17 protein-coding genes are annotated in these 19777 nt (G+C 73.4%); 12 read left to right on the top strand and 5 right to left on the bottom strand.

All coding sequences use genetic code 11. From position 1 onward, the window contains the following. Positions 1-73: 73 nt before the first annotated feature. A complete protein-coding gene (locus ACIRGB_RS28280; protein ID WP_403870869.1) occupies positions 74-1519 on the top strand; it encodes an amino acid permease in 1446 nt (481 codons plus the stop codon). On the opposite strand, the gene ACIRGB_RS28275 is transcribed toward ACIRGB_RS28280, so the two are convergent. Beyond that, a complete protein-coding gene (locus ACIRGB_RS28275; protein WP_403870866.1) occupies positions 1476-1919 on the bottom strand; it encodes an ATP-binding protein in 444 nt (147 codons plus the stop codon). The genes ACIRGB_RS28280 and ACIRGB_RS28275 overlap by 44 nt on opposite strands. Before the next feature lie 196 nt (positions 1920-2115). Between ACIRGB_RS28275 and ACIRGB_RS28270 the strand changes: the two genes are divergently transcribed. Both ACIRGB_RS28270 and ACIRGB_RS28265 read left to right on the top strand, forming a co-directional pair. After that, entirely contained in the window at positions 2116-2943 is an 828-nt protein-coding gene (locus ACIRGB_RS28270; RefSeq protein ID WP_403870863.1) for an enoyl-CoA hydratase family protein, read from the top strand. Between the two features lie 4 nt (positions 2944-2947). Next, positions 2948-5329 carry a bifunctional salicylyl-CoA 5-hydroxylase/oxidoreductase gene (locus ACIRGB_RS28265; protein WP_403870860.1) on the top strand — a complete coding sequence of 794 codons (2382 nt, stop codon included), beginning with the start codon at positions 2948-2950 and terminating at the stop codon, positions 5327-5329. 46 nt (positions 5330-5375) lie between these two features. Here ACIRGB_RS28265 and ACIRGB_RS28260 read toward each other — a convergent pair whose 3' ends face one another. Both ACIRGB_RS28260 and ACIRGB_RS28255 read right to left on the bottom strand, forming a co-directional pair. After that, entirely contained in the window at positions 5376-6221 is an 846-nt protein-coding gene (locus ACIRGB_RS28260; protein ID WP_403870857.1) for a PaaX family transcriptional regulator C-terminal domain-containing protein, read from the bottom strand. A 1-nt stretch (position 6222) separates the two neighbouring features. After that, the gene (locus tag ACIRGB_RS28255) at positions 6223-7941 is read right to left on the bottom strand and encodes an AMP-binding protein (RefSeq protein ID WP_403871378.1); all 1719 of its coding nucleotides are present in this window, start codon (positions 7939-7941) and stop codon (positions 6223-6225) included. Positions 7942-8018: 77 nt separating this feature from the next. Here ACIRGB_RS28255 and ACIRGB_RS28250 point away from each other — a divergent pair, with 77 nt between their 5' ends. From ACIRGB_RS28250 to ACIRGB_RS28240, 3 genes are read left to right on the top strand one after another with little or no spacing between them, the layout of a single operon-like run. Continuing rightward, positions 8019-9383, top strand: coding sequence for an acyl-CoA dehydrogenase family protein (locus ACIRGB_RS28250; protein ID WP_403870854.1), 1365 nt, complete (start codon positions 8019-8021; stop codon positions 9381-9383). Then, complete coding sequence (locus ACIRGB_RS28245) at positions 9380-9778, top strand: RidA family protein (RefSeq protein WP_403870851.1); 399 nt, start codon at positions 9380-9382, stop codon at positions 9776-9778. The genes ACIRGB_RS28250 and ACIRGB_RS28245 overlap by 4 nt, the downstream gene beginning before the upstream one ends. A 27-nt stretch (positions 9779-9805) precedes the next feature. Further along, positions 9806-10633: an alpha/beta fold hydrolase gene (locus ACIRGB_RS28240; protein WP_403870848.1), complete on the top strand. Its 828-nt coding sequence runs from the start codon at positions 9806-9808 to the stop codon at positions 10631-10633. A 48-nt stretch (positions 10634-10681) separates the two neighbouring features. On the opposite strand, the gene ACIRGB_RS28235 is transcribed toward ACIRGB_RS28240, so the two are convergent. After that, the gene (locus ACIRGB_RS28235; protein ID WP_403870845.1) at positions 10682-10891 is read right to left on the bottom strand and encodes a DUF5999 family protein; all 210 of its coding nucleotides are present in this window, start codon (positions 10889-10891) and stop codon (positions 10682-10684) included. A gap of 239 nt (positions 10892-11130) precedes the next feature. Between ACIRGB_RS28235 and ACIRGB_RS28230 the strand changes: the two genes are divergently transcribed. After that, positions 11131-11574, top strand: a complete 444-nt coding sequence (locus ACIRGB_RS28230; protein WP_403870842.1) for a DUF6299 family protein — start codon at positions 11131-11133, stop codon at positions 11572-11574. A gap of 123 nt (positions 11575-11697) precedes the next feature. On the opposite strand, the gene ACIRGB_RS28225 is transcribed toward ACIRGB_RS28230, so the two are convergent. Continuing rightward, on the bottom strand, positions 11698-12543 hold the full coding sequence (locus ACIRGB_RS28225) for a hypothetical protein (RefSeq protein ID WP_403870839.1): 846 nt from the start codon (positions 12541-12543) through the stop codon (positions 11698-11700). A gap of 590 nt (positions 12544-13133) precedes the next feature. Between ACIRGB_RS28225 and ACIRGB_RS28220 the strand changes: the two genes are divergently transcribed. The 5 genes from ACIRGB_RS28220 (at position 13134) to ACIRGB_RS28200 (ending at position 19683) form a co-directional block, all read left to right on the top strand. Continuing rightward, positions 13134-13355: a mersacidin/lichenicidin family type 2 lantibiotic gene (locus ACIRGB_RS28220; RefSeq protein ID WP_356364645.1), complete on the top strand. Its 222-nt coding sequence runs from the start codon at positions 13134-13136 to the stop codon at positions 13353-13355. Between the two features lie 26 nt (positions 13356-13381). Continuing rightward, the gene (locus tag ACIRGB_RS28215; RefSeq protein WP_403870835.1) at positions 13382-13624 is read left to right on the top strand and encodes a mersacidin/lichenicidin family type 2 lantibiotic; all 243 of its coding nucleotides are present in this window, start codon (positions 13382-13384) and stop codon (positions 13622-13624) included. Between the two features lie 88 nt (positions 13625-13712). Then, entirely contained in the window at positions 13713-17027 is a 3315-nt protein-coding gene (locus ACIRGB_RS28210; RefSeq protein ID WP_403870832.1) for a type 2 lanthipeptide synthetase LanM family protein, read from the top strand. Then, the gene (locus ACIRGB_RS28205) at positions 17024-17539 is read left to right on the top strand and encodes a hypothetical protein (protein ID WP_403870830.1); all 516 of its coding nucleotides are present in this window, start codon (positions 17024-17026) and stop codon (positions 17537-17539) included. The genes ACIRGB_RS28210 and ACIRGB_RS28205 overlap by 4 nt, the downstream gene beginning before the upstream one ends. After that, positions 17536-19683, top strand: coding sequence for a peptidase domain-containing ABC transporter (locus ACIRGB_RS28200; RefSeq protein WP_403870827.1), 2148 nt, complete (start codon positions 17536-17538; stop codon positions 19681-19683). The genes ACIRGB_RS28205 and ACIRGB_RS28200 overlap by 4 nt, the downstream gene beginning before the upstream one ends. Positions 19684-19777: the final 94 nt, after the last annotated feature.

Raw genomic sequence — 19777 nt, 5'->3', positions numbered from 1 at the left:
GAGCCACCCCTTCCGGTGCCGCCCGCGCGACCACCCCCGCGCCCCGCACCACCAGAAACGAGCACCACCCGCCATGCCCGCTTCCCGCGTCAAGTCCCCCCACCTCCTCGTCGCCGAATCCGGCGCCGACCGCGAAGGCCACGGCCTGAAGCGCACGATGGGGCTGTTCCAGCTCGTCTGCTTCGGCGTCGGCGCGATCGTCGGCACCGGCATCTTCGTCGGCCTGTCCGACTCGGTCGCCGAGGCCGGCCCGGCCGTCGTCGTCTCCTTCGTCCTCGCCGCGATCACCTGCGTGTTCACCGCGTTCGCCTTCGCCGAGCTGGGCGGCGCGATCCCGGTCTCCGGCTCCTCGTACTCCTTCGCCTACGCCGGGCTCGGCGAACGCACCGCGTTCCTCGTCGGCTGGTGCCTGCTCCTGGAGTACGGCGTGTCGGTCTCGGCGGTCGCGGTCGGCTGGAGCCAGTACGTCAACGAACTGCTCGACAGCGTCCTCGGCGTCCAGCTCCCGCAGGCCCTGTCCGCGGGCCCCGGCGACGGCGGCGCCGTCAACCTCCCCGCGGTGATCGTCATCGCCCTGGCCTGCGTGCTGCTGGTGCGCGGCGTGCGGGAGAGCGCCCGCGCCACGGCCGCCATGGCCGTCCTCAAGCTGGCCGTCCTGCTCGCCTTCTGCGCCATCGGCTTCTACGCCTTCGAGGACGGCAACCTCACCCCGTTCTCCCCGGCCGGTCTCGGCGGCATCGGCGCCGGCACCACCGCCGCCTTCTTCTCCTACATCGGCTTCGACGCCATCACCACGGCAGGCGAGGAGGCCAAGAACCCGCGCCGGGACATCCCCGTCGCGATCCTGGTCTGCATCGGCCTGGTCACCCTGCTGTACTGCGCGGTCGCCGTCGCCGCGATCGGCGCCGTCGGCGGCGACCGGGTCGCGGACCGGCCCGCCGCGCTCTCCTACGTCGTCGACCGGGTCACCGGCTCCGCGATCGGCGGCGGCGTGGTCGCCTTCGGCGCGGTCGTCGCCATCGCCTCGGTGGTGCTCGCCGTGATGTACGGCCAGACCCGCATCCTGATGTCGATGTCCCGGGACGGACTGATCCCCCGGGTCTTCGAGAAGGTCTCCCCGCGCACCGCCACGCCCGTCGCCGGCACCCTGATCGTCGGCGTGGTCTTCGCCCTCCCGGCGGCCTTCGCCCCGCTCGACGCGGTGGTCAACCTGTGCACCATCGGCACCCTCGCCACGATGGCCGCCGTCAACGTCTCGGTGATCACCCTGCGGCGCCGCGAACCGGGCCTCGCCCGCACCTTCCGCGTCCCGCTCTACCCGGCGACCCCGCTGCTCGGGGTCGGCTTCTGCCTGTACCTGATGTACGAGACGGGCGGCGCCACCTGGCTCCAGTTCGCGGTGTTCCTCGCGGTGGGCCTGCTGGTGTACACGGCCTACGGGCGCCGGCACTCCCGCCTGGCCGCGGGCGCCCCCGTCACTCCTGAGGGCGACGCGGAGCGGGTACCGCAGGAAGCCTGAACCAGACCGCCTTGCCCGCCCCGGTGGGCCGGTGACCGCAGGACGAGCTGAGGGCGCGGATCAGAAGCAGGCCGCGCCCGTCCTCGCGCCACGGGTCGGGCGGCTCCACGTCCGGCCGGGTGAGATCGGCCGGCGGCGACGGGTCCGGGTCGTGCACCTCGACCTGGCAGCCGGTCGGCCGCAGCTCCACCACCAGCTCGATCGGCGTCGGGCCGACCGGCGTGTGCTCCACCGCGTTGGCGACCAGCTCGGCCGTGAGCAGCTCCGCGGTGTCGCCGTCGGCCGTGTGGTCCAGCTCGGCCAGGGCGTTGCGCACCAGGGCACGCGCCACCGGCACGGCCGCGGCGGAGTGCGGCAGTGCGATGCGCCAGGAGGCGGGGGCGGGGGAGTGATCGTGCACGGCAGTCCGTTTCGTGGAGCAGGGGAGTCCTGTCCTGCTTTCAACCTTATGAATGGTACGGGGCGGCCCGGCAGAGCCGTTCGACGGGCGCCCCCGGGACCTTCGGCCCGAGCCGCCGAGCCCCGAGCCTTGTCGCCCCCGACTGTTATCGCGTACCCGTGACGACAGTGACAGATGAGTGATAACTTCGAGTGTCATGAGTCCCTTCACCGGCTCCGCCGCCCCCACCTCCGACTGGCGGCACCTGCGGGTCGAGATCACCGACGGCGTCGCCACCGTCACCCTCGCCCGCCCCGACAAGCTCAACGCGCTCACCTTCGAGGCCTACGCCGACCTGCGCGACCTCCTCGCCGAGCTGTCCCGCGGCCGGTCCGTGCGGGCCCTGGTGCTGGCCGGTGAGGGGCGCGGCTTCTGCTCCGGCGGCGACGTGGACGAGATCATCGGCGCCACCCTGTCCATGGACACCGCCCGGCTGCTGGACTTCAACCGGATGACCGGCCAGGTGGTGCGGGCGGTACGGGAGTGCCCGTTCCCGGTGATCGCCGCGCTGCACGGGGTCGCCGCGGGCGCGGGCGCGGTCCTCGCCCTGGCCGCCGACTTCCGCGTCGCCGACCCGTCCGCCCGCTTCGCCTTCCTCTTCACCCGCGTCGGCCTCTCCGGCGGCGACATGGGCGCCGCCTACCTGCTGCCCCGGGTCGTGGGCCTCGGCCACGCCACCCGCCTGCTGATGCTCGGGGACACGGTCCGGGCACCCGAGGCCGAGCGCATCGGCCTGATCAGCGAGCTGACCGAGGAGGGCCGCGCCGACGAGGCCGCCCACACCCTGGCCCACCACCTGGCCGACGGCCCGGCCCTGGCCCACGCCCAGACCAAGGCCCTCCTGACGGCCGAGCTGGACATGCCGCTGGCGGCAGCGATGGAACTGGACGCCTCGACCCAGGCCCTGTTGATGACAGGCGAGGACTACGCCGAGTTCCACGCGGCCTTCACGGAGAAACGCCCCCCGAAGTGGCAAGGGAGGTAAGGGGATGCTCTCGTCCCAGGGGAGTCCAGTTGCCCTAGGGGCGCGGGGAACTGCGCGAGCAACCACGACGAACCCGCAGCCGCCCGCGAAGACAAGCCACCCCCTACGAGTCGCGATCATCGGCGGAGGCCCCGGCGGCCTCTACACCGCCGCCCTCCTCAAACGCCTCGCCCCCGACCGCGAGATCACCGTCTACGAACGAGGCGCCCCCGACGACACCTTCGGCTTCGGCGTCGTCCTCTCCGACGAAACCCTCGGCGGCATCGAACACGCCGACCCGGTCGTCTACGAGGCCCTCAGGACGCACTTCGTCCGCTGGGACGACATCGACATCGTCCACCGAGGCACCCGCCACACCTCCGGAGGACACCGCTTCGCCGCCCTCGGCCGCCGCCGCCTCCTGGAGATCCTGCACGAGCGCTGCCACGACCTCGGCGTGGACCTCCGTTTCCGCACCGAGGCACCGCCCCCGGACCGCCTCGCACGGACCCACGACCTCGTCGTCGCCGCCGACGGAGTGCACAGCGCCACCCGCGAGGCGTACCGCGACGTCTTCCGGCCGCACCTCACCCCCCACCGCTGCCGCTACATCTGGCTCGCCGCCGACTTCGCCTTCGACGCCTTCCGCTTCGAGGTCGCCGAGACCGAGCACGGCGTGATGCAGCTGCACGGCTACCCCTTCGCGCCCGACGCGTCGACCGTCATCGTCGAGATGCGCGAGGAGGTCTGGCGGGCGGCCGGTTTCGACGCACTGGACGAGGCCGAGTCCATCGCCCGCTGCGCCAAGATCTTCGCCGACGCGCTCGGCGGCCGGCCGCTGCGCTCCAACAAGTCGGCGTGGACCACCTTCCGCACGGTCGTCAACGAACGCTGGTCGCACGGCAACGTCGTCCTGCTCGGCGACGCCGCCCACACCGCCCACTTCTCCATCGGCTCCGGCACCAAGCTCGCCGTGGAGGACGCCCTCGCGCTCGCCGCCTGCCTGGAGGAGCGGCCCACTCTCCGGGAAGCGCTCAGTGCGTACGAGGAGGAGCGGCGTCCCGTCGTCGCCTCCACCCAGCGGGCGGCCAAGGCCAGCCTGGAGTGGTTCGAGGACCTGGACCGCTACCTCGGCCAGCCGCCCCGCCAGTTCGCCTTCAACCTGCTCACCCGCAGCCGCCGGGTCACCCACGAGAACCTGCGGCTGCGCGACGCCGGCTTCACCGGCGCGGTGGAGCGCGAGTTCGGCTGCCCGCCCGGCACGCCCCCGATGTTCACCCCGTTCCGGCTGCGCGGCCTGACCCTGCGCAACCGCGTCGTCGTCTCCCCGATGGACATGTACTCCGCCACCGACGGCGTCCCGGGCGACTTCCACCTGGTCCACCTCGGCGCCCGGGCCCTGGGCGGCGCCGCACTGGTGATGACCGAGATGGTGTGCGTCAGCGCGGAGGGCCGCATCACCCCCGGCTGCGCGGGCCTCTACACCGGCCGGCACGCCGAGGCGTGGCGGCGGATCACCGACTTCGTGCACGACGGCGCGCCCGGCACCGCGATCGGCGTGCAGCTGGGTCACAGCGGCCGCAAGGGCTCGACCCGGCTGATGTGGGAGGGCATGGACGAACCGCTGCCCGACGGCAACTGGCCCCTCGTGGCGCCCTCCCCGCTGCGGTACCGCCCCGACAGCCAGCTCCCGCGCGAGCTGTCCCGGGCGCAACTCACCGATGTGCGCCAGCAGTTCAGGGCCGCCGCCGAACGGGCCGCGCACGCCTGCTTCGACCTGCTCGAACTGCACTGCGCCCACGGCTATCTGCTCTCCGGCTTCCTCTCCCCGCTCACCAACCACCGCACCGACGCCTACGGCGGCTCACTGGAGAAGCGGCTGCGCTTCCCGCTGGAGGTCTTCGACGCGGTACGCGAGGTGTGGCCCGGTGAGCGGCCCATGACCGTACGGATCTCCGCCACCGACTGGGCCGAGGGCGGCACGAGCGCCGAGGAGGCGGTGGAGATCGCGCGGGCCTTCGCCGCGCACGGGGCCGACGCCATCGACGTCTCCACGGGCCAGGTCGTCGCCGGTGAACGGCCGGAGTTCGGGCGGTCCTACCAGACGCCGTACGCGGACCGCATCCGGCACGAGGCGGGCGTCCCGGTGATCGCCGTCGGCGCGATCTCCTCCTGGGACGACGTCAACTCGCTGATCCTGGCCGGACGCGCCGACCTGTGCGCCCTCGCCCGCCCCCACCTCTACGACCCGCACTGGACCCTGCACGCCGCCGCCGAGCAGGGGTACGACGGTCCGGGCGCCCGGTGGCCGGCGCCGTACCGGGCGGGCAGCCGCCCACCGCGCACCGGGCGCACCGACGCCCCCAAGCCGAGGCTCACGCTGCACGGCCCGCGTCAGGACGGGTAGCCCCGGGCCGCGGTGCAGTTCCTCCCACGTCGCGTGCGAGCGCGACTCACTTTCCGGAGGGTGTGGCCGGCCCCATCGCCGCGTAGTGCGCGCCCGCGTCCCGCAGCCGCTCGTGCAGTGCCCGGAAGACGGCCGCCGACCGGGTGCCGGGCCAGCCCTCGGGCAGCAGCCGGGCGGGCAGCCCGGGGTCCGTGTAGGGCAGGTGGCGCCAGGAGTCCAGGGCGAGGAGGTAGTCGCGGTACGCCTCCTCGGGCGGCGTGTCCGTCCGCCGCTCCCAGGCGCGCAGCACGCGCGCGTGGCGGTCGAGGAACGCCTCGTGCTCCTTGGCGATCGCGGCCAGGTCCCACCAGCGGGCCACCGCCTCGGCGGTCGGCGTGAAGCCCAGGTGCTCGCCGCGGAAGAAGTCCACGTAGGTGTCCAGGCCGAGGCGGCCCAGGGTGTGCCGGGTCTCCGCGTACAGGCGGGCCGGGGCGATCCACACGCCGGGGGCCGCGGTGCCGAAGCCGAGACCGGCCAGGCGCGAACGCAGGACGTGCCGCTTCTGGCGCTCCGACTCGGGCACGGAGAACACGGCGAGCACCCAGCCCTCGTCCCCGTGGGGCGCGGTGGCGTAGACGCGCCGGTCCCCGTCGTCCAGCAACTGACGGGCCTCGGCGGAGAGTTCGTAACCGGCCGCACCCTCGGTCGTACGGGCCGGCAGCAGCAGCCCGCGGCGCTTGAGCCGGGACACCGACGAGCGCACGGAGGGCGCGTCCACCCCGACGGCCGCCAGCAGCCGGATCAGCTCGGCGACGGGCACCGGGCCCGGCGCGAAACGGCCGTACGCGCCGTAGAGCGTGACGATGAGGGACCTCGGAGCGTGCTGTACGTGCTGGTCGGACACGTTGATCATCTTATGTCGTCGGCGTCGCGCCCGGCCGCCCAGGGGACCCGGACGGATCGAGGAGGCGGTAGCGCTGGAGCTTGCCGGTCGCCGTGCGCGGCAGCGCGTCCAGGAAGACGATCTCCCGCGGGCACTTGTACGGCGCCAGCTCCGACCGCAGGAACGCGCGCAGCGCGTCCGCGTCCCGCTCCGCACCCTCCCGCAGCACTGCGTGCGCCACCACCACCTGCCCCCGGCGCGGGTCGGGACGGCCCACCACCGCCGCCTCCACCACGTCCGGATGGCGCAGCAGCGCGTCCTCCACCTCGGGACCGGCGATGTTGTACCCGGCGGAGATGATCATGTCGTCGGCGCGTGCCACGTACCGGAAGTACCCGTCGGGCTCGCGGACGTAGGTGTCCCCGGTGATGTTCCAGCCGTCGCGCACGTACTCCCGCTGGCGCGGATCGGCCAGGTACCGGCAGCCCACCGGCCCGCGCACCGCCAGCAGCCCGGGCTCCCCGTCGGGGACGGGCGTGCCGTTCTCGTCCTGCACGCGCGCCTGCCATCCCGGCACCGGGACGCCCGTCGTGCCGGGCCTGATGGCGTCGTCCGCCGCGGACACGAAGATGTGCAGCAGCTCGGTGGCGCCGATGCCGTTGATGATCCGCACTCCGGTGCGCTCGTGCCAGGCCCGCCAGGTGGCCGCGGGCAGGTTCTCGCCCGCCGAGACGCAGCGCCTGAGGCTGCTCACGTCGTACCCGTCCAGCTCGTCGAGCATCGCGCGGTACGCCGTCGGCGCGGTGAACAGCACCGACACCCGGTGCTCGGCGACGGCCGGCAACAGCTGTTTTGGGCCCGCCTGTTCCAGCAGCAGCGCGCTCGCCCCGGCCCGCATCGGGAAGACCACGAGGCCGCCGAGTCCGAAGGTGAAGCCGAGCGGCGGGCTGCCCGCGAAGACGTCGTCCGGGCGCGGCCCCAGCACGTGCGCGGAGAAGGTGTCGGCGATCGCCAGCACATCGCGGTGGAAGTGCATGCAGCCCTTGGGCCGCCCGGTGGTGCCGGAGGTGAACGCGATCAGCGCCACGTCGTCCGCGGCGGTGTCGACGGCCCGGTACGGCGTCCCGGGCACCCCGTCGGACGCCGTACGGCGGTGCAGGTCGTCCGGCGCGTCCCCGCCGTACGTGGTGACGGCCAGGCCGGCGATCTCCGCCTTGGCGAGGTCGTCGACGGCCCGGACGTCGCACAGCGCGTGCCGCACCCGCGCGATCTCGCAGATCGCCCGCAGTTCGTGCGGACGCTGCTGGGCCAGCACCGTGACCGCCACCGCGCCCGCCTTCAGCACCGCCAGCCAGCACGCGGCCAGCCACGGGGTGGTGGGGCCGCGCAGCAGCACCCGGTTGCCCGGGACGACACCGAGGTCCCCGGTGAGCACGTGCGCGATCCGGTCGACGCGCTCCCGCAGGCCGCCGTAGGTCCAGGTGTCCCCGGACGCGGTGCGGAAGACCGGGCGGTCGTCGGGCGGGCCGGTGAGCAGCTCGGCGGCGCAGTTCAGCCGCGCCGGGTAGCGCAGCCCGGGCAGGTCGAAGAGGAGCCGGGGCCACTGCTCGGGGGGCGGCAGGTGGTCGCGCGCGAAAGTGTCGACGTGGGCGGAGCGGTGCGGGTCCGCGTGGCGCGGATCGGCCATGGCGGTTCGCCCCCTTTGTCGTGGTGGGCTCGCGCAACGAGCGTATCGTGTTGGTGACGGCAGTCAACGGGGCGCGATAACCTCGGTCGTGGCCCGGCGGCGCGTCCGGTGGGCAGGGGCAGCAGGGGAAGGGACCGGCGATGACCGCATTCTCGCTCGAACCGGCACAACTCACCTGGTGCGACGAGCTGCGCACCCTCGCCGCCGAACGGCTGCGCCCGCTCGCGGAGAAGGGCGAGCCGGGCCGCGTCAACCGCGCCCTGGTCGCCGAACTGGGTGCCCTCGGCCTGCTGCCCCGCCTGTTCACCTCGGGCGCGCTCGACCTGTGCCTGATGCGCGAGTCCCTCGCCCACGCCTGCACGGAGGCCGAGACCGCCCTCGCCCTCCAGGGCCTGGGCGCCCACCCCGTGCACGCCCACGGCACCGCGTCCCAGCGCGCCCGCTGGCTCCCCCGGGTGAGCGCGGGCACCGCGGTGGCCGCCTTCGCCCTCAGCGAGCCCGACGCCGGCTCGGACGCGGCGGCCCTCTCCCTCCGGGCGGAACCGGAGGCGGAAGACGCACCGGACGCCGGGCGGGACCCCGCCGGTCGCGGCGGGGAGACCGGTCCACCCTCGCCGGACGCCGGGCCACGCGCCGCCGCGCAGGCGGGGCCCCGCTACGGTGGGCGGCCCGGCGACGGCGAGGCGGGGCCCGGCGCCGGGCGGGCCGCGGCGGCGCGCACGCCCGGTGCCGGGACGGCCCCCGTCCCCCTGGCCGCCGATGCCGACGGGCCCTCCGCCTGGCGGCTCACCGGTGAGAAATGCTGGATCTCCAACGCCCCCGAGGCCGACTTCTACACCGTGTTCGCCCGCACCACCCCCGGCGCCGGAGCCCGCGGCGTCACCGCCTTCCTCGTGCCCGCCGACCGCCCCGGCCTCGGCGGCACCCCGCTCGACATGCTCTCGCCGCACCCCATCGGCGCCCTCGCCTTCGACGCCGTGCCCGTCACCGCGGACGACGTGCTCGGCGCACCGGACCGCGGCTTCCGGGTGGCCATGGACACCCTCAACCTGTTCCGCCCCAGCGTCGGCGCCTTCGCCGTCGGCATGGCACAGGCCGCCCTGGACGCGACCCTCGCGCACACCACCGCCCGCGACGCCTTCGGCGGCAAGCTGCGCGACCTCCAGACCGTCTCCCACCAGGTCGCCGAGATGGCCCTGCGCACGGAGGCGGCCCGGCTGATGGTGTACGCGGCGGCGACGGCGTACGACGCGGGCGCGCCGGACGTCCCCAAGCGCGCCGCGATGGCGAAACTCCTCGCCACCGAGACCGCCCAGTACGTCGTCGACCAGGCCGTCCAGCTGCACGGCGCCCGCGCCCTGCGCCGCGGCCACCTCCTCGAGCACCTCTACCGCGAGGTGCGCGCCCCGCGCGTCTACGAGGGCGCGAGCGAGGTGCAGCGCGGCATCATCGCCAAGGAGCTGTACCGCACGCCGGACGCGACGACGAAGGAGCCCGGAGCATGACCGCCGAACGGGTCAACCCACCCGAACTGTCCCCGCCCACCGGCTTCTCCCACGCCGTCGTCGCCACCGGCACCCGCGTCGTGTTCCTGGCCGGGCAGACCGCCCTCGACCCCGACGGCAAGGTCACCGGCGACACCCTCCCCGCCCAGTTCGAGCGGGCCCTCACCAACCTCCTCACCGCCCTGCGCGCCGCCGGCGGCACCCCCGCCGACCTCGCCCGCGTCACCGTCTACGCCACCGACGTCGCCGCCTACCGCACCCACGCCGCCGAACTCGGCCGCATCTGGCGCGAGCTGGCCGGCCGCGACTACCCGGCGATGGCGGTCGTGGAGGTCGTACGGCTCTGGGACGAACGGGCCTCGGTGGAACTGGACGGGTTCGCCGTACTGCCGTAACCCGCCCGCGGCCCCTACCATTCGGGCATGCCGGCCATCGAACTGAGCGCGGGAAGCATCGAGTACGAGGACACCGGCGGCGACGGCCCGGTCGTCGTCCTCCTCCACGGCCTCGTCCACGACGCCACCGTGTGGCGCAAGGTCCTCGCCGACCTGCGCACCGACCACCGGGTGATCGCGCCGACCCTGCCCTACGGTGCCCACCGCCGCCCGATGCGCCGGCCACCCACCCCCGACCTGGTCGTCGAGCTGATCGCCGAGTTCCTCGACCGCCTCGACCTCACCGACGTCACCCTCGTCGAGAACGACTGCGGACGGGCCCAGACGGTGGCCGCCCGGCACCCGGAGCGGCTCGCGCGGCTGGCGCTCGTCGCGTGCGAGGCGTTCGACAACTACCCGCCGGGACTGCCCGGGAAGCTGATCGGCCTCGCCTGCCGGTCCCCCGGCGGCGTCTCCCTGCTGGTGCGCACTCTCGGCCTCAAGCCGCTGCGCCGCCTCCCGGTGGGCATCGGCGCCCTCACCAAACGGCCCGTGCCGGACGCGGTCGTCGACGGCTGGCTGCGCCCGCTGCGCACCGACCCGGCGATCCGGCGCGACTTCCGCCACTACGGCACGCACGTCCGCCGCGACGAACTGCTCGAAGCCGCCCAGGGCCTGCGGACGTTCGACCGGCCCGCGCTCGTCGTCTGGGCGACCGAGGACCTGATGATGCCCCGCGCCCACGGCCGGCGCCTGGCCGAACTCCTCCCGCAGGGGCGGCTGGTGGAGGTCGAGGACAGCCGGACGCTGATCCCCGAGGACCAGCCGGAGCTGCTCGCCTCCCTGCTGCGGGAGTTCGTCGCCGAGAAGCACTGACCCCGCCGGCTCCGCCGCACGCCGCCGGACTCGATGGTGCGGAAGCGGTCAGGCCGCCATGGCCAGGCGCCCGCCCGGCACCCGGTGCGGGGCGACGACCAGACCGTCGGGGCGCAGCTCGCCGGTGTCGTCGAAGACGATCGTGCCGTCGCACAGCAGGTTCCACCCCTGCTCCGGGTGGGCGGCGACGGTGTGCGCGGTGACGGCGCGCGCCGCGGGGGAGTCGGCTGCGGGGCAGGAAGGCCGGTGGGTACACATGGCGCACCTCCACGTCGGGAGACCGTCCCTTCGTCGGGACCGTCGCATGGACAGACGGTGCGCCCGCCGGGAAGTCATCGCCAAGACCCGGGCGGCAGGCGTGACAACACCCGGACACGTCGGCGACGGTTCCACGACGGCCGACGCGGACTCGCCACCGAAGGGGTGACGGTCACCGCCGTCGGCCCCTTGGCCCGGTACCAGTGGAACCCCTCGTTCCGAACTACCGGGAGGTTCCCATGCCCGTACGGTCCGCCGCACTCGCCACGGCCGCCGGCGCCGCCCTGCTCCTGCCGGCCGCGCCCGCCGCCACGGCCGCACCCCACGACGCCCGCCTCGTCGCGGAGTCGGTGACGGTCGACCCGACCGGCCGCCTCGCCGCCGACGGCAGCGTCACCCTCTCCGGCACCTACCGCTGCACCGGCGGCACCGGCCCGGTCTACGTCAGCTCCACCGTGAGCCAGAGCGACCCGTCCGTCCGGTACGGCGTCGGCGGCACCCGAGCGGTCTGCGACGGCCTGGAGCACCGCTGGGTCAACACCGGCACGCCCGACACGGTCGCTTTCAAGCCCGGCGCGGCCCACGTCGAGGCCACCCTGATGGAGCTGCGCCCCATGGGCATCGTGCCGCTCCCGACCTTCCACGCCCGGCAGGCACAGGACGTGACCCTGACGGCGGGCTGACCCCACGCGGGTGGCCTTCCGGACCCGGCCCGGGCACGATCCGCGACGCATTCCGCATTCCCTTTTCCGTGCATCCTCCGGAGGGAATGGAAGCCCGTTTCGGCCCCCGTGTTCCGCTCCGGGTCAGGTTCGTTTTCCGGGGCCGGTGCCGGGCCGCGGGGAACGGACCAGATTCTGCCGCTGCTGCGGAAGCGACACCGGATCGGCGGCCGCCTTGCCCGCCGGATCATCACCCTGCGTGACCGCGGCGCGTTGCCGGTGGCGCGGCACCGCACGCCGGGGCGGGCGGGTGAGCGTGATCTGCCGGATGACCTGCTGGAAGCAGACCAGCGAGGCCAGGCCGGGCAGGGCGGCCGCCGCGGCGTCGCTGACGGTTCTGGGCGCCTCCGCGACGCACAGCAGCATCGCGATGGCCGAGAACAGCAGGACGACGGCCCAGGAGTGCACCGCGCGGCGCTGGTGCAGCGCCGCCCGCAGCACCGCCAGCGAGGCCACCAGCCAGGGCCCGTAGACCAGCAGCGGCCACCAGGACACGACGCTGCCGCGGGTGCGGGTCACGGCGGCCAGACGCAACGGCTCGTAGGCCACCATGCCGCCGAACAGGCTCACGGAGGCCGCGATGACCGCGGCGAGCGCGGCGACGAACAGGCTCGCGGCCCGCAGCCGGCTCACCTTTCTCCCTCTGCGGACCCTGCGGTGACTCGTCGGGGACTCCCTCAACGGGGGCAACTCCGCCGTGATCTCCTGCAAATTGCTCAGCGGGGTGCCCGGGACGGGTGCGAGCGCCGAGGTGTCCGTCGCGTGCGGGACGCCCGTCTGCTGCTCCCTCGCATCCTGGAGCAGGAACGCGAGTTCCTCGGCAGGGTCCCAACCGGGTTCGGGCGGAACCAGGGTCTCCTGGAAGGCCGCTTCGGCCGCACGGTGCCGGCCGGTGCCCGTGGTGCGGAACGGACCTTCGCCGTACGGCATGTCGGGGTGAGCCTGTTCTTCGTACACGAGGCGCCGGTCACTCCGCCCGGGTGTACGTCAAGGAGCCCTGCGTACGGCCCCACCGTTCGGCGAGGCCGGTCTCCAACTCGGTCATGACGTCCAGGAAGCGCTGCAAGACGGGTTCGGTCACCCGGAGCGGGACGGGGTGGCCGCCTCTGGTCAGAGTCCCGTCACCCGGTGACGGACAGTGATCTCTGCCGGGCCTGTAGGTGTACGGGCCGAGCGCCGTCAATTCCCCGTTTTCCTCGGTCATATCCGAAGTAACGTCTGCCTACTCCGTCGGATGCGCGGCAGTCGAGTGAACGATTCCTGCGATCCTTACCCAATCCAGAATTCACACCGGTCCGCCCGGGTCGTTGTGCGAAAAGCGCGAACGGGTGCGCACTCCGCGCGGCGCCTCGACCGGGGGGGGGGGACTCCCGCATGTGCGCCGCGTGTGCGTCCGTCCGTCCCTGTGCTGTGCGGCGGTTGAACATGCGCGGCGAAGGATGGGCGCACGGGCCACGGGATGTGAGCGACGTCCGGCGGCCCGGACGACACGACGGACAAGGGGAGGAGGTGACAAGCAAATGAACCTGGTTCGCGCCTGGAAGGACCCGGAGTACCGGGCCACTCTCAGCGAGGCCCCGGCCAACCCCGCCGGACTGGTCGAGCTGGAGGACGACCAGCTCGACGGAGTCGCGGGCGGCACCACATGGGCCTGCGCCACGATCACGCTGACCGTGACGGTGTGCTCGCCCACCGGAACGCTCTGCGGCAGTTGCCAGATGGGCACACGCGGCTGCTGCTGAGCCGCCGCAACCCACTTCAAGGAGTGATGTCAGTGGACATAGTCAGGTCCTGGAAGGACGCCGACTACCGGCTGTCCCTCGGGAGTGAGGCCCCCGCCCATCCGTCGGGCGACGGCCTCACCGCAATCACCGATGAGGAGTTGACCGAGGTCAACGGAGCCGGCTCCGGAGTCCTCGGCACCCTCGGGTGCTGCTCGTGCCTGCCGTGGTACTCGGGTTGGACCGTCTGCGGTCTGGCCTGCAACCCCGGCAAGCCCTGCCAGAACTAGCAGCAGCTTACCGAAGAAACGACGCGACCGGCAGGGCAGTCGTCCGACCCCTGCCGGTCGCGTTCATGCTCAGGAGGGGAACCAGCAGATGTCCGCTGAGGCAACCGATGGCACCACCGTCCCGCCGGGCAGGGCAGCCCTGCCGTGGCAGCGGGCGGCGACCCTGGCAGAGAGACTGGGCGGACGTCCGTCACGGACGGACCCGATCCGCGGCGACAAGCGCCTGGCCATGTGGACGGAGCTGGCACCCTTCAAGGGCGAGCGCGCCACGCTGGACGAGCGGCTGTCCCCCTTGGGAGCGACGGCCGGCGAACTGGCCGCGCTGCTCGGCGAGACCGAGCCGTCCCTCACCGCACGGCTGGGGGACGAGCCGGAATGGCACCGGACGTTCACGCGCTGGTGGGCCGTCGGCCGGGCCGCCACCGGGACCACCCGGCGGCTCGACGCCGACATGGGCCTGCTGGAGGTGATGCGGCCGCTCGTCGAGGGTGCCGTGCACGAACTCGACGCACTCGTGCTGCGCTGCCTGGAGGGCTCCGACGACCCCGTGCTGGCCGACGCGGGGCACGTCCTCGACGTCGTACGGGCCACGGCGCCCGCGGCGGATCTGCTCAGCCAGGTGCAGCGGACCCTCGTCCTCGAACTCAACATCGCCCGGGTCGAGGACCGGCTCGACGGAGACACACCCGAGGCGCGCTTCACGTCGTACGTCCACCTGCTGCGCGACGAGGGGAACGCGCTGGCGATCTGGCGCGAGTACCCGGTACTGGCCCGCCTCGTCGTCCACCAGTTGCGGTTCTGGATCGACACCCGCGTGGAACTCGTCCGGGCGCTGGCCGCCGACCTGCCCGTGCTGCGCACGAGCATGCCGGCCCACCGGGCGCCCCGGCGGCTGGAGCGCCTGGAGTTCGGCGCCGGCGACAAGCACCGCCGCGGCCGGTCCGTCGCCATGGTGACCTTCGACACCGGCACGGTCGTGTTCAAGCCCCGGTCCCTGGCCATGGACGTCGCCTTCGACGGACTCCTGGAGTGGGTGAACCGACGACGCCCGCCACACGCACTCGCCCGCATCACCGTCCTGGACCGCGGCGAGCACGGCTGGGTCGAACTCGTGGACACCTCCGCGACCACCGACGCGGCCGGCGGCGACCGCTACGCGTGGCGGCTGGGCGCGCTGACGGCGCTGCTCTATCTGCTGCACGCCACCGACTTCCACTTCGAGAACGTCCTCGCGGCGGGCGAGCACCCGGTCCTGGTCGACCTCGAAGCCCTGCTGCACAGCGACAAGACGGCCGCGGTCGTCAAGATCGACGGCGAGACCGACATCGCGGCGGTCACGCTCGCTGGCTCGGTCCAGTCGGTCGGCATCCTGCCCAACCACCTTCTGGTGCGGGGCGAGGACGGCACCTTCGGCCTCGACGTCAGCGGTCTGGCCGGGCACGGCGGCCAGCTGACGCCCATGCCGGTGCCGACCTGGGAGGACAGCGGCACGGACCGGATGCGGCTGGTCAAGCGCCGCATGGAGATGGACGCCGAACGCAACCACCCGATGACCGCCGACGGCGAGCCCATCGATCTGGTGAGCCGCGTCGACGCGTTCGTCGACGGCTTCACCCACGTCTACCGGCTGCTGGAGGCGGGGCGGGACGAACTGCTCGCCCCGAGCGGCCCCCTCGCCGCGTTCGCGCCCGTCCGTACCCGGCTGATCGCCCGCCCCACCCACATCTACGGCCGGCTGCTGCTGGAGAGCACCCATCCGGACTTCCTGCGCGACGGACTCGACCACGCCAGGTCGCTGGCCCGGCTGGCCGGCGGCCACATCGAGATGCCGGAATCCCGCGACGCGATGATCCTCGACGAGATCGCCGAACTGTCGGTCGGGGACATCCCGCTGTTCACCGTCGACGCCAGGACCGGGACCCTGCGCGGGGGCCCGGAGGGGACCCCCATGGGCACCCGGCCCTCGCCCCTGACCGCCGTACGCGACCGGCTCGCCGCACTGGGGGACGACGACCTCGCCTTCCAGGAGCGCGTGATCCGGTCCTGCGTCGCGGCCACGGCCATGGGCGAGAGCGAGGCGCGCTGGCCCAACTGGCACCGGGCACGCCTCGACACCGGAGCCGACCCCGGGGCGTTCGCGGAGGAGGCCCTGCGCGTGGCCCGGCGACTGGCCCACCTGTGCGTCCGGGACGACCACGGGCTGGGCTGGATCGGCCTCGACCTGGTCGACGAGACGTACTGGCAGTACGCTCCCGCCCCGATCGGCCTCTACACCGGAACCGCCGGCATCGCGCACGCCCTGGACGCGGTCGCCGCCGTGACCGGCGACGCCGAGACCGGCGAGCTGGCGCGGGCCGCGTTCGACCAGGTCGCCAAGCGGGCGATCCTGATAGCCGAGACGCTGGCCGGGCTGGACAAGAAGCCGGGAGCCGCCGAGTTCGGGATCGGCGCGTTCGGCCCCTTCGGCGGAACGATCTACGCCCTGGCGCACGCCGCCGTGCGGCACGACCGCCCGGACTACGCGGCGGCCGCCACCGCACTGCTGCCCGCGATCGGCGAACTCGTCGACGAGGACCCCCTGTTGGACGTGGTGTCCGGGTCGGCGGGAGCCATCCTGGCGCTGCTGTCCCTGGAGGCCGCCGTACCGGACGGCGGCGCACTCCGGCTCGCCGCGCGCTGCGCCGACCGGCTGCTCGCCGTACGGCAGCCGGCCGGCGACGGCTGGGGCTGGGTCACCCCGATCAACCCCGAGGCGCCGCTGGCCGGGTTCTCCCACGGCGCGTCGGGCATCGCCTACGCGTTCGCGCGGCTCCATCAGGCGGCGCCCCGCCCCGAGTACGTGGAAGCGGTGCGGCACGCGCTGCGCTACGAGGCGACCGTGTACGACGCGGAGCTGCGCACCTGGCGGGACCTCAGGCCGGCCAACCTCGGCGGGCGGACCGTGATGAACGCCTGGTGCCACGGTGCCCCGGGCATCGCGATGGCACGCGCCGAGCTGGAGCGGACGGGCATCGTGCCGGAGACGGCCGAGCTGATCGAGCGGGACCGGCACCGGGCGGTGCTCGCCTCCATCTCCACGGGACTGGACCTCGACCCGGTGTCCGGCCTGGGCAACCACAGCCTGTGCCACGGAGACGTCGGCAACCTCCTCGTGATCGGGACGTCCTGCAAGCCCGACGCGGAACCGGAGGTGGCCGAACTGCTGCCCCGGGTGTGGCACACCCTGCTGCACGAGGGCCGTGAGAACGGCTGGCTGTGCGGCGTCCCGAACGGAGTGGAGACACCCGGCCTCATGACCGGACTCGCCGGCATCGCGTGGGGCCTGGCGCGGATGGCCGATCCCACGCGGGTGCCGGACCTGCTGCGGCTCGCCGGCCCCGCCACGGCGGGGAGCGCGCGATGAGTTCCGCGACCTCGCCGCCCGCCGGGACGGACGGAGCGCTCGCCGAGGGCGTGTACCGGCCCAGCATGGTCGCCGCCTACCGGGCCAATCCCCGGGGCGCGGCACCCGCCGGGTTCGACGCCGGGCGCATGACGCCCCGGTGGCGCTGGGCGGTGATCGGCGCACTGCTCGTCGTCGCCACCGTCGTGGCGGGACTGCTCGTCCGGGTGCCGGTCGGGCCGACCGGGGTGCTCGCCGGGACGACCGGCCGCGAGGCCGTCCTCGCGTTTCCGAGCCTCAAGCCCCCGGCCAAGGGCAGCGACGTGGCGCTGCGGCTCGACGACAGCCGGACGGTCTCGGCACGCGTCAAGGACACACAGGCGGGCCAGGGCGGGAGGCAGGTCACGATGGTGCTGGTCGAACTGCCCGCCTCGTTCGACCTGCGCAGCGTGGAGGAGGGAGCGGAGGCAGTCCTCGACCAGGGCACCCGCCCGCTCCTGCTCGACCTCTGGGAGAGGGGGAACGACCAGTGAGGTTCACCCGCCGTAGGGTTCCCGTACGGCTTCAGTCGACATCGGTCGAATGCGGGGTCGCCGCTCTGGCGATGGTGCTCGGCTACCACGGCCGGGGCACCGCCGTCGCGGAACTGCGCGACCGCATGGTCCTGGCCCGCGACGGAGCGAGCGCCGCCGCCATCGCCCGGCACGCCCGGGAGCTAGGCATGCGGGTGCGTGCGTACCGCGCCGAGCCCGACGCCCTGCCGGACCTGGTGCTGCCGCTGATCGCGCACTGGGGGATGAACCACTTCGTGGTGATCGAGCGCCTCACGAGCCGCGGCGCCGACATCGTCGACCCCGCGTCCGGCCGGCGCCGTGTCACCCACGCGGAGCTGGACGCGTCGTTCACCGGCGTGGTGCTGGAACTGGAGCCCACCGAGACGTTCGAACGGCGCCGTCTCGCCGAGGCCGGCCTGTGGTCGTTCGTCAAGCCGTTCCTGCCCCGCCGCCCCGGCGTCCTGTCGGCCATCGTCGGGGCGTCGGCCGCACTCACCCTGTTCGGACTGATCCCGGCGTTCCTGACCGCCTACGTCGTCGACCAAGTGCTGCCCGGCCGCCGGGAGAACACCCTCCTGATCCTCGCGGCCGGGCTGGTGGCCTACACCGTGAGCCACGCCATGACGACGCTGGCACGGGCCGAGCTGCTGCTGTGGCTCCAGACCCGCATCGACTGGTCGATGATGGGCTCGTTCCTCTGGCATCTGATGTCGTTGCCGTACAAGTTCTTCCAACTGCGCACCGGCGGTGACCTGCTCGTCCGGGTGTCGAGCATGACGTACGTCCGCGACGCCGTGTCCAGCCAGCTCCTCGCGGTTCTCCTCGACACGGCGCTGCTGGGCGTCTACCTCGTGGTCATCGGCACGAAGTCGCTGCTGTTCGTCGCGGCGATCCTCGCCATCGCCCTGGCGCAGCTCGCCCTCATGCTCTTCTCGGCGCCGGCCGCCCAGCGGCTCACCGAGCGTGAACTCCAGGCCCTCGGGGAGGCGCAGAGCACCCTGCTGGAGGCGGTGACCGGTGCCGAGACGGTGAAGGCGTCGGGCGCCGAGCACGTCGTCGTGAGCCGGTGGTCGCGGAAGTTCTCGGAGCAGCTGGAATCGTCGGTGCGGCGCAGCAGGCTCGACAACGTCATCGACAGCCTGCTCGGCATGCTGGGCACGGCGTCCCCGCTGATCATGCTCGTCCTCGGCGCGTATCTCGTGTTCAGCGCCGGCCTCTCGCTCGGGACGATGCTCGGCCTGATCTCCCTGGCCGGCGCCGCGCTCTCGCCGGTGGCCCAACTCGGCCGCAGCGTCAAGACGTTCCAGACGATCCGGGTCCATCTCGACCGGCTGCGCGACGTACTCGACGAGCCCGACGAAAGCGTCGGACAGGGCAGCGAGAAGGTGACCCTGGACGAGCCGATCACCCTGGCCGACGTCAGCTTCCGCTACTCCGGAGACGGCCCCGACGCGCTCTCGGGCATCTCCCTGACCGTCGCCCCGGGCGAGAAGATCGCCATCGTCGGGGGCAGCGGCTCGGGGAAGTCCACCCTGGCACGGCTCATCCTCGGCCTCTACGACCCCACCGGCGGCGAGATCAGCTACGGTTCGACGCCGCTGCCCGACATCGACCTGGGGCATCTGCGGCGCCAGTGCGGCGTGGTCACGCAGGACGCCGACATCTTCAGCGGATCGGTGCTGACCAACATCGCCCTGGCGAAGCCCGAGGCGCCCCTGGACGACGTCGTCGCGGCCGCCCGCCTGGCGGCGATCCACGACGACGTCATGCGCATGCCGATGGGGTACGAGACGATCCTCGGCGAAGGCGGCAGCGGCCTGTCCGGGGGCCAGCGGCAGCGCATCGCCCTGGCCCGGGCCGTCGTGCACCGGCCCCGGGTGCTGGTGCTGGACGAGGCCACCAGCCACCTCGACGCGACGACCGAGGCGGTCGTGAACGAGAACCTGTCCGGGCTGGACTGCACGAGGATCGTCATCGCCCACCGGCTCAGCACCGTCCTCGACGCCGACCGGATCCTCGTCCTCGACCACGGCCGCATCGTCGAGGAGGGGGACCACGACCACCTGGTCGCCCGCGGCGGCGCGTACGCCGAACTGGTCGGACAGCAACTCGTACACGACTGACCCGACGGACCGGACCGACACGACTGACCCGACCGACCCGAACGACACACCGACACGAACGACACGACCGAAAGCCGACCGCGTCCCTGCGACG

Origin of the sequence: Streptomyces sp. NPDC102490 (genome assembly GCF_044765285.1) — a bacterium.
In the GTDB taxonomy this organism is placed as follows: Bacteria; Actinomycetota; Actinomycetes; order Streptomycetales; family Streptomycetaceae; genus Streptomyces.
This window is presented reverse-complemented; position numbering and strand designations above follow the sequence as displayed.

Bases quoted from the DNA above. Each gene is read 5' to 3' on its own strand.
- ACIRGB_RS28280 (WP_403870869.1), top strand. From the start codon at position 74: ATGCCCGCTTCCCGCGTCAAGTCCCCCCACCTCCTCGTCGCCGAATCC.
- ACIRGB_RS28270 (WP_403870863.1), top strand. From the start codon at position 2,116: ATGAGTCCCTTCACCGGCTCCGCCGCCCCCACCTCCGACTGGCGGCAC.
- ACIRGB_RS28265 (WP_403870860.1), top strand. From the start codon at position 2,948: ATGCTCTCGTCCCAGGGGAGTCCAGTTGCCCTAGGGGCGCGGGGAACT.
- ACIRGB_RS28260 (WP_403870857.1), bottom strand. From the start codon at position 6,221: ATGATCAACGTGTCCGACCAGCACGTACAGCACGCTCCGAGGTCCCTC.
- ACIRGB_RS28250 (WP_403870854.1), top strand. From the start codon at position 8,019: ATGACCGCATTCTCGCTCGAACCGGCACAACTCACCTGGTGCGACGAG.
- ACIRGB_RS28245 (WP_403870851.1), top strand. From the start codon at position 9,380: ATGACCGCCGAACGGGTCAACCCACCCGAACTGTCCCCGCCCACCGGC.
- ACIRGB_RS28240 (WP_403870848.1), top strand. From the start codon at position 9,806: ATGCCGGCCATCGAACTGAGCGCGGGAAGCATCGAGTACGAGGACACC.
- ACIRGB_RS28235 (WP_403870845.1), bottom strand. From the start codon at position 10,891: ATGTGTACCCACCGGCCTTCCTGCCCCGCAGCCGACTCCCCCGCGGCG.
- ACIRGB_RS28230 (WP_403870842.1), top strand. From the start codon at position 11,131: ATGCCCGTACGGTCCGCCGCACTCGCCACGGCCGCCGGCGCCGCCCTG.
- ACIRGB_RS28225 (WP_403870839.1), bottom strand. From the start codon at position 12,543: ATGCCGTACGGCGAAGGTCCGTTCCGCACCACGGGCACCGGCCGGCAC.
- ACIRGB_RS28220 (WP_356364645.1), top strand. From the start codon at position 13,134: ATGAACCTGGTTCGCGCCTGGAAGGACCCGGAGTACCGGGCCACTCTC.
- ACIRGB_RS28215 (WP_403870835.1), top strand. From the start codon at position 13,382: ATGTCAGTGGACATAGTCAGGTCCTGGAAGGACGCCGACTACCGGCTG.
- ACIRGB_RS28210 (WP_403870832.1), top strand. From the start codon at position 13,713: ATGTCCGCTGAGGCAACCGATGGCACCACCGTCCCGCCGGGCAGGGCA.
- ACIRGB_RS28205 (WP_403870830.1), top strand. From the start codon at position 17,024: ATGAGTTCCGCGACCTCGCCGCCCGCCGGGACGGACGGAGCGCTCGCC.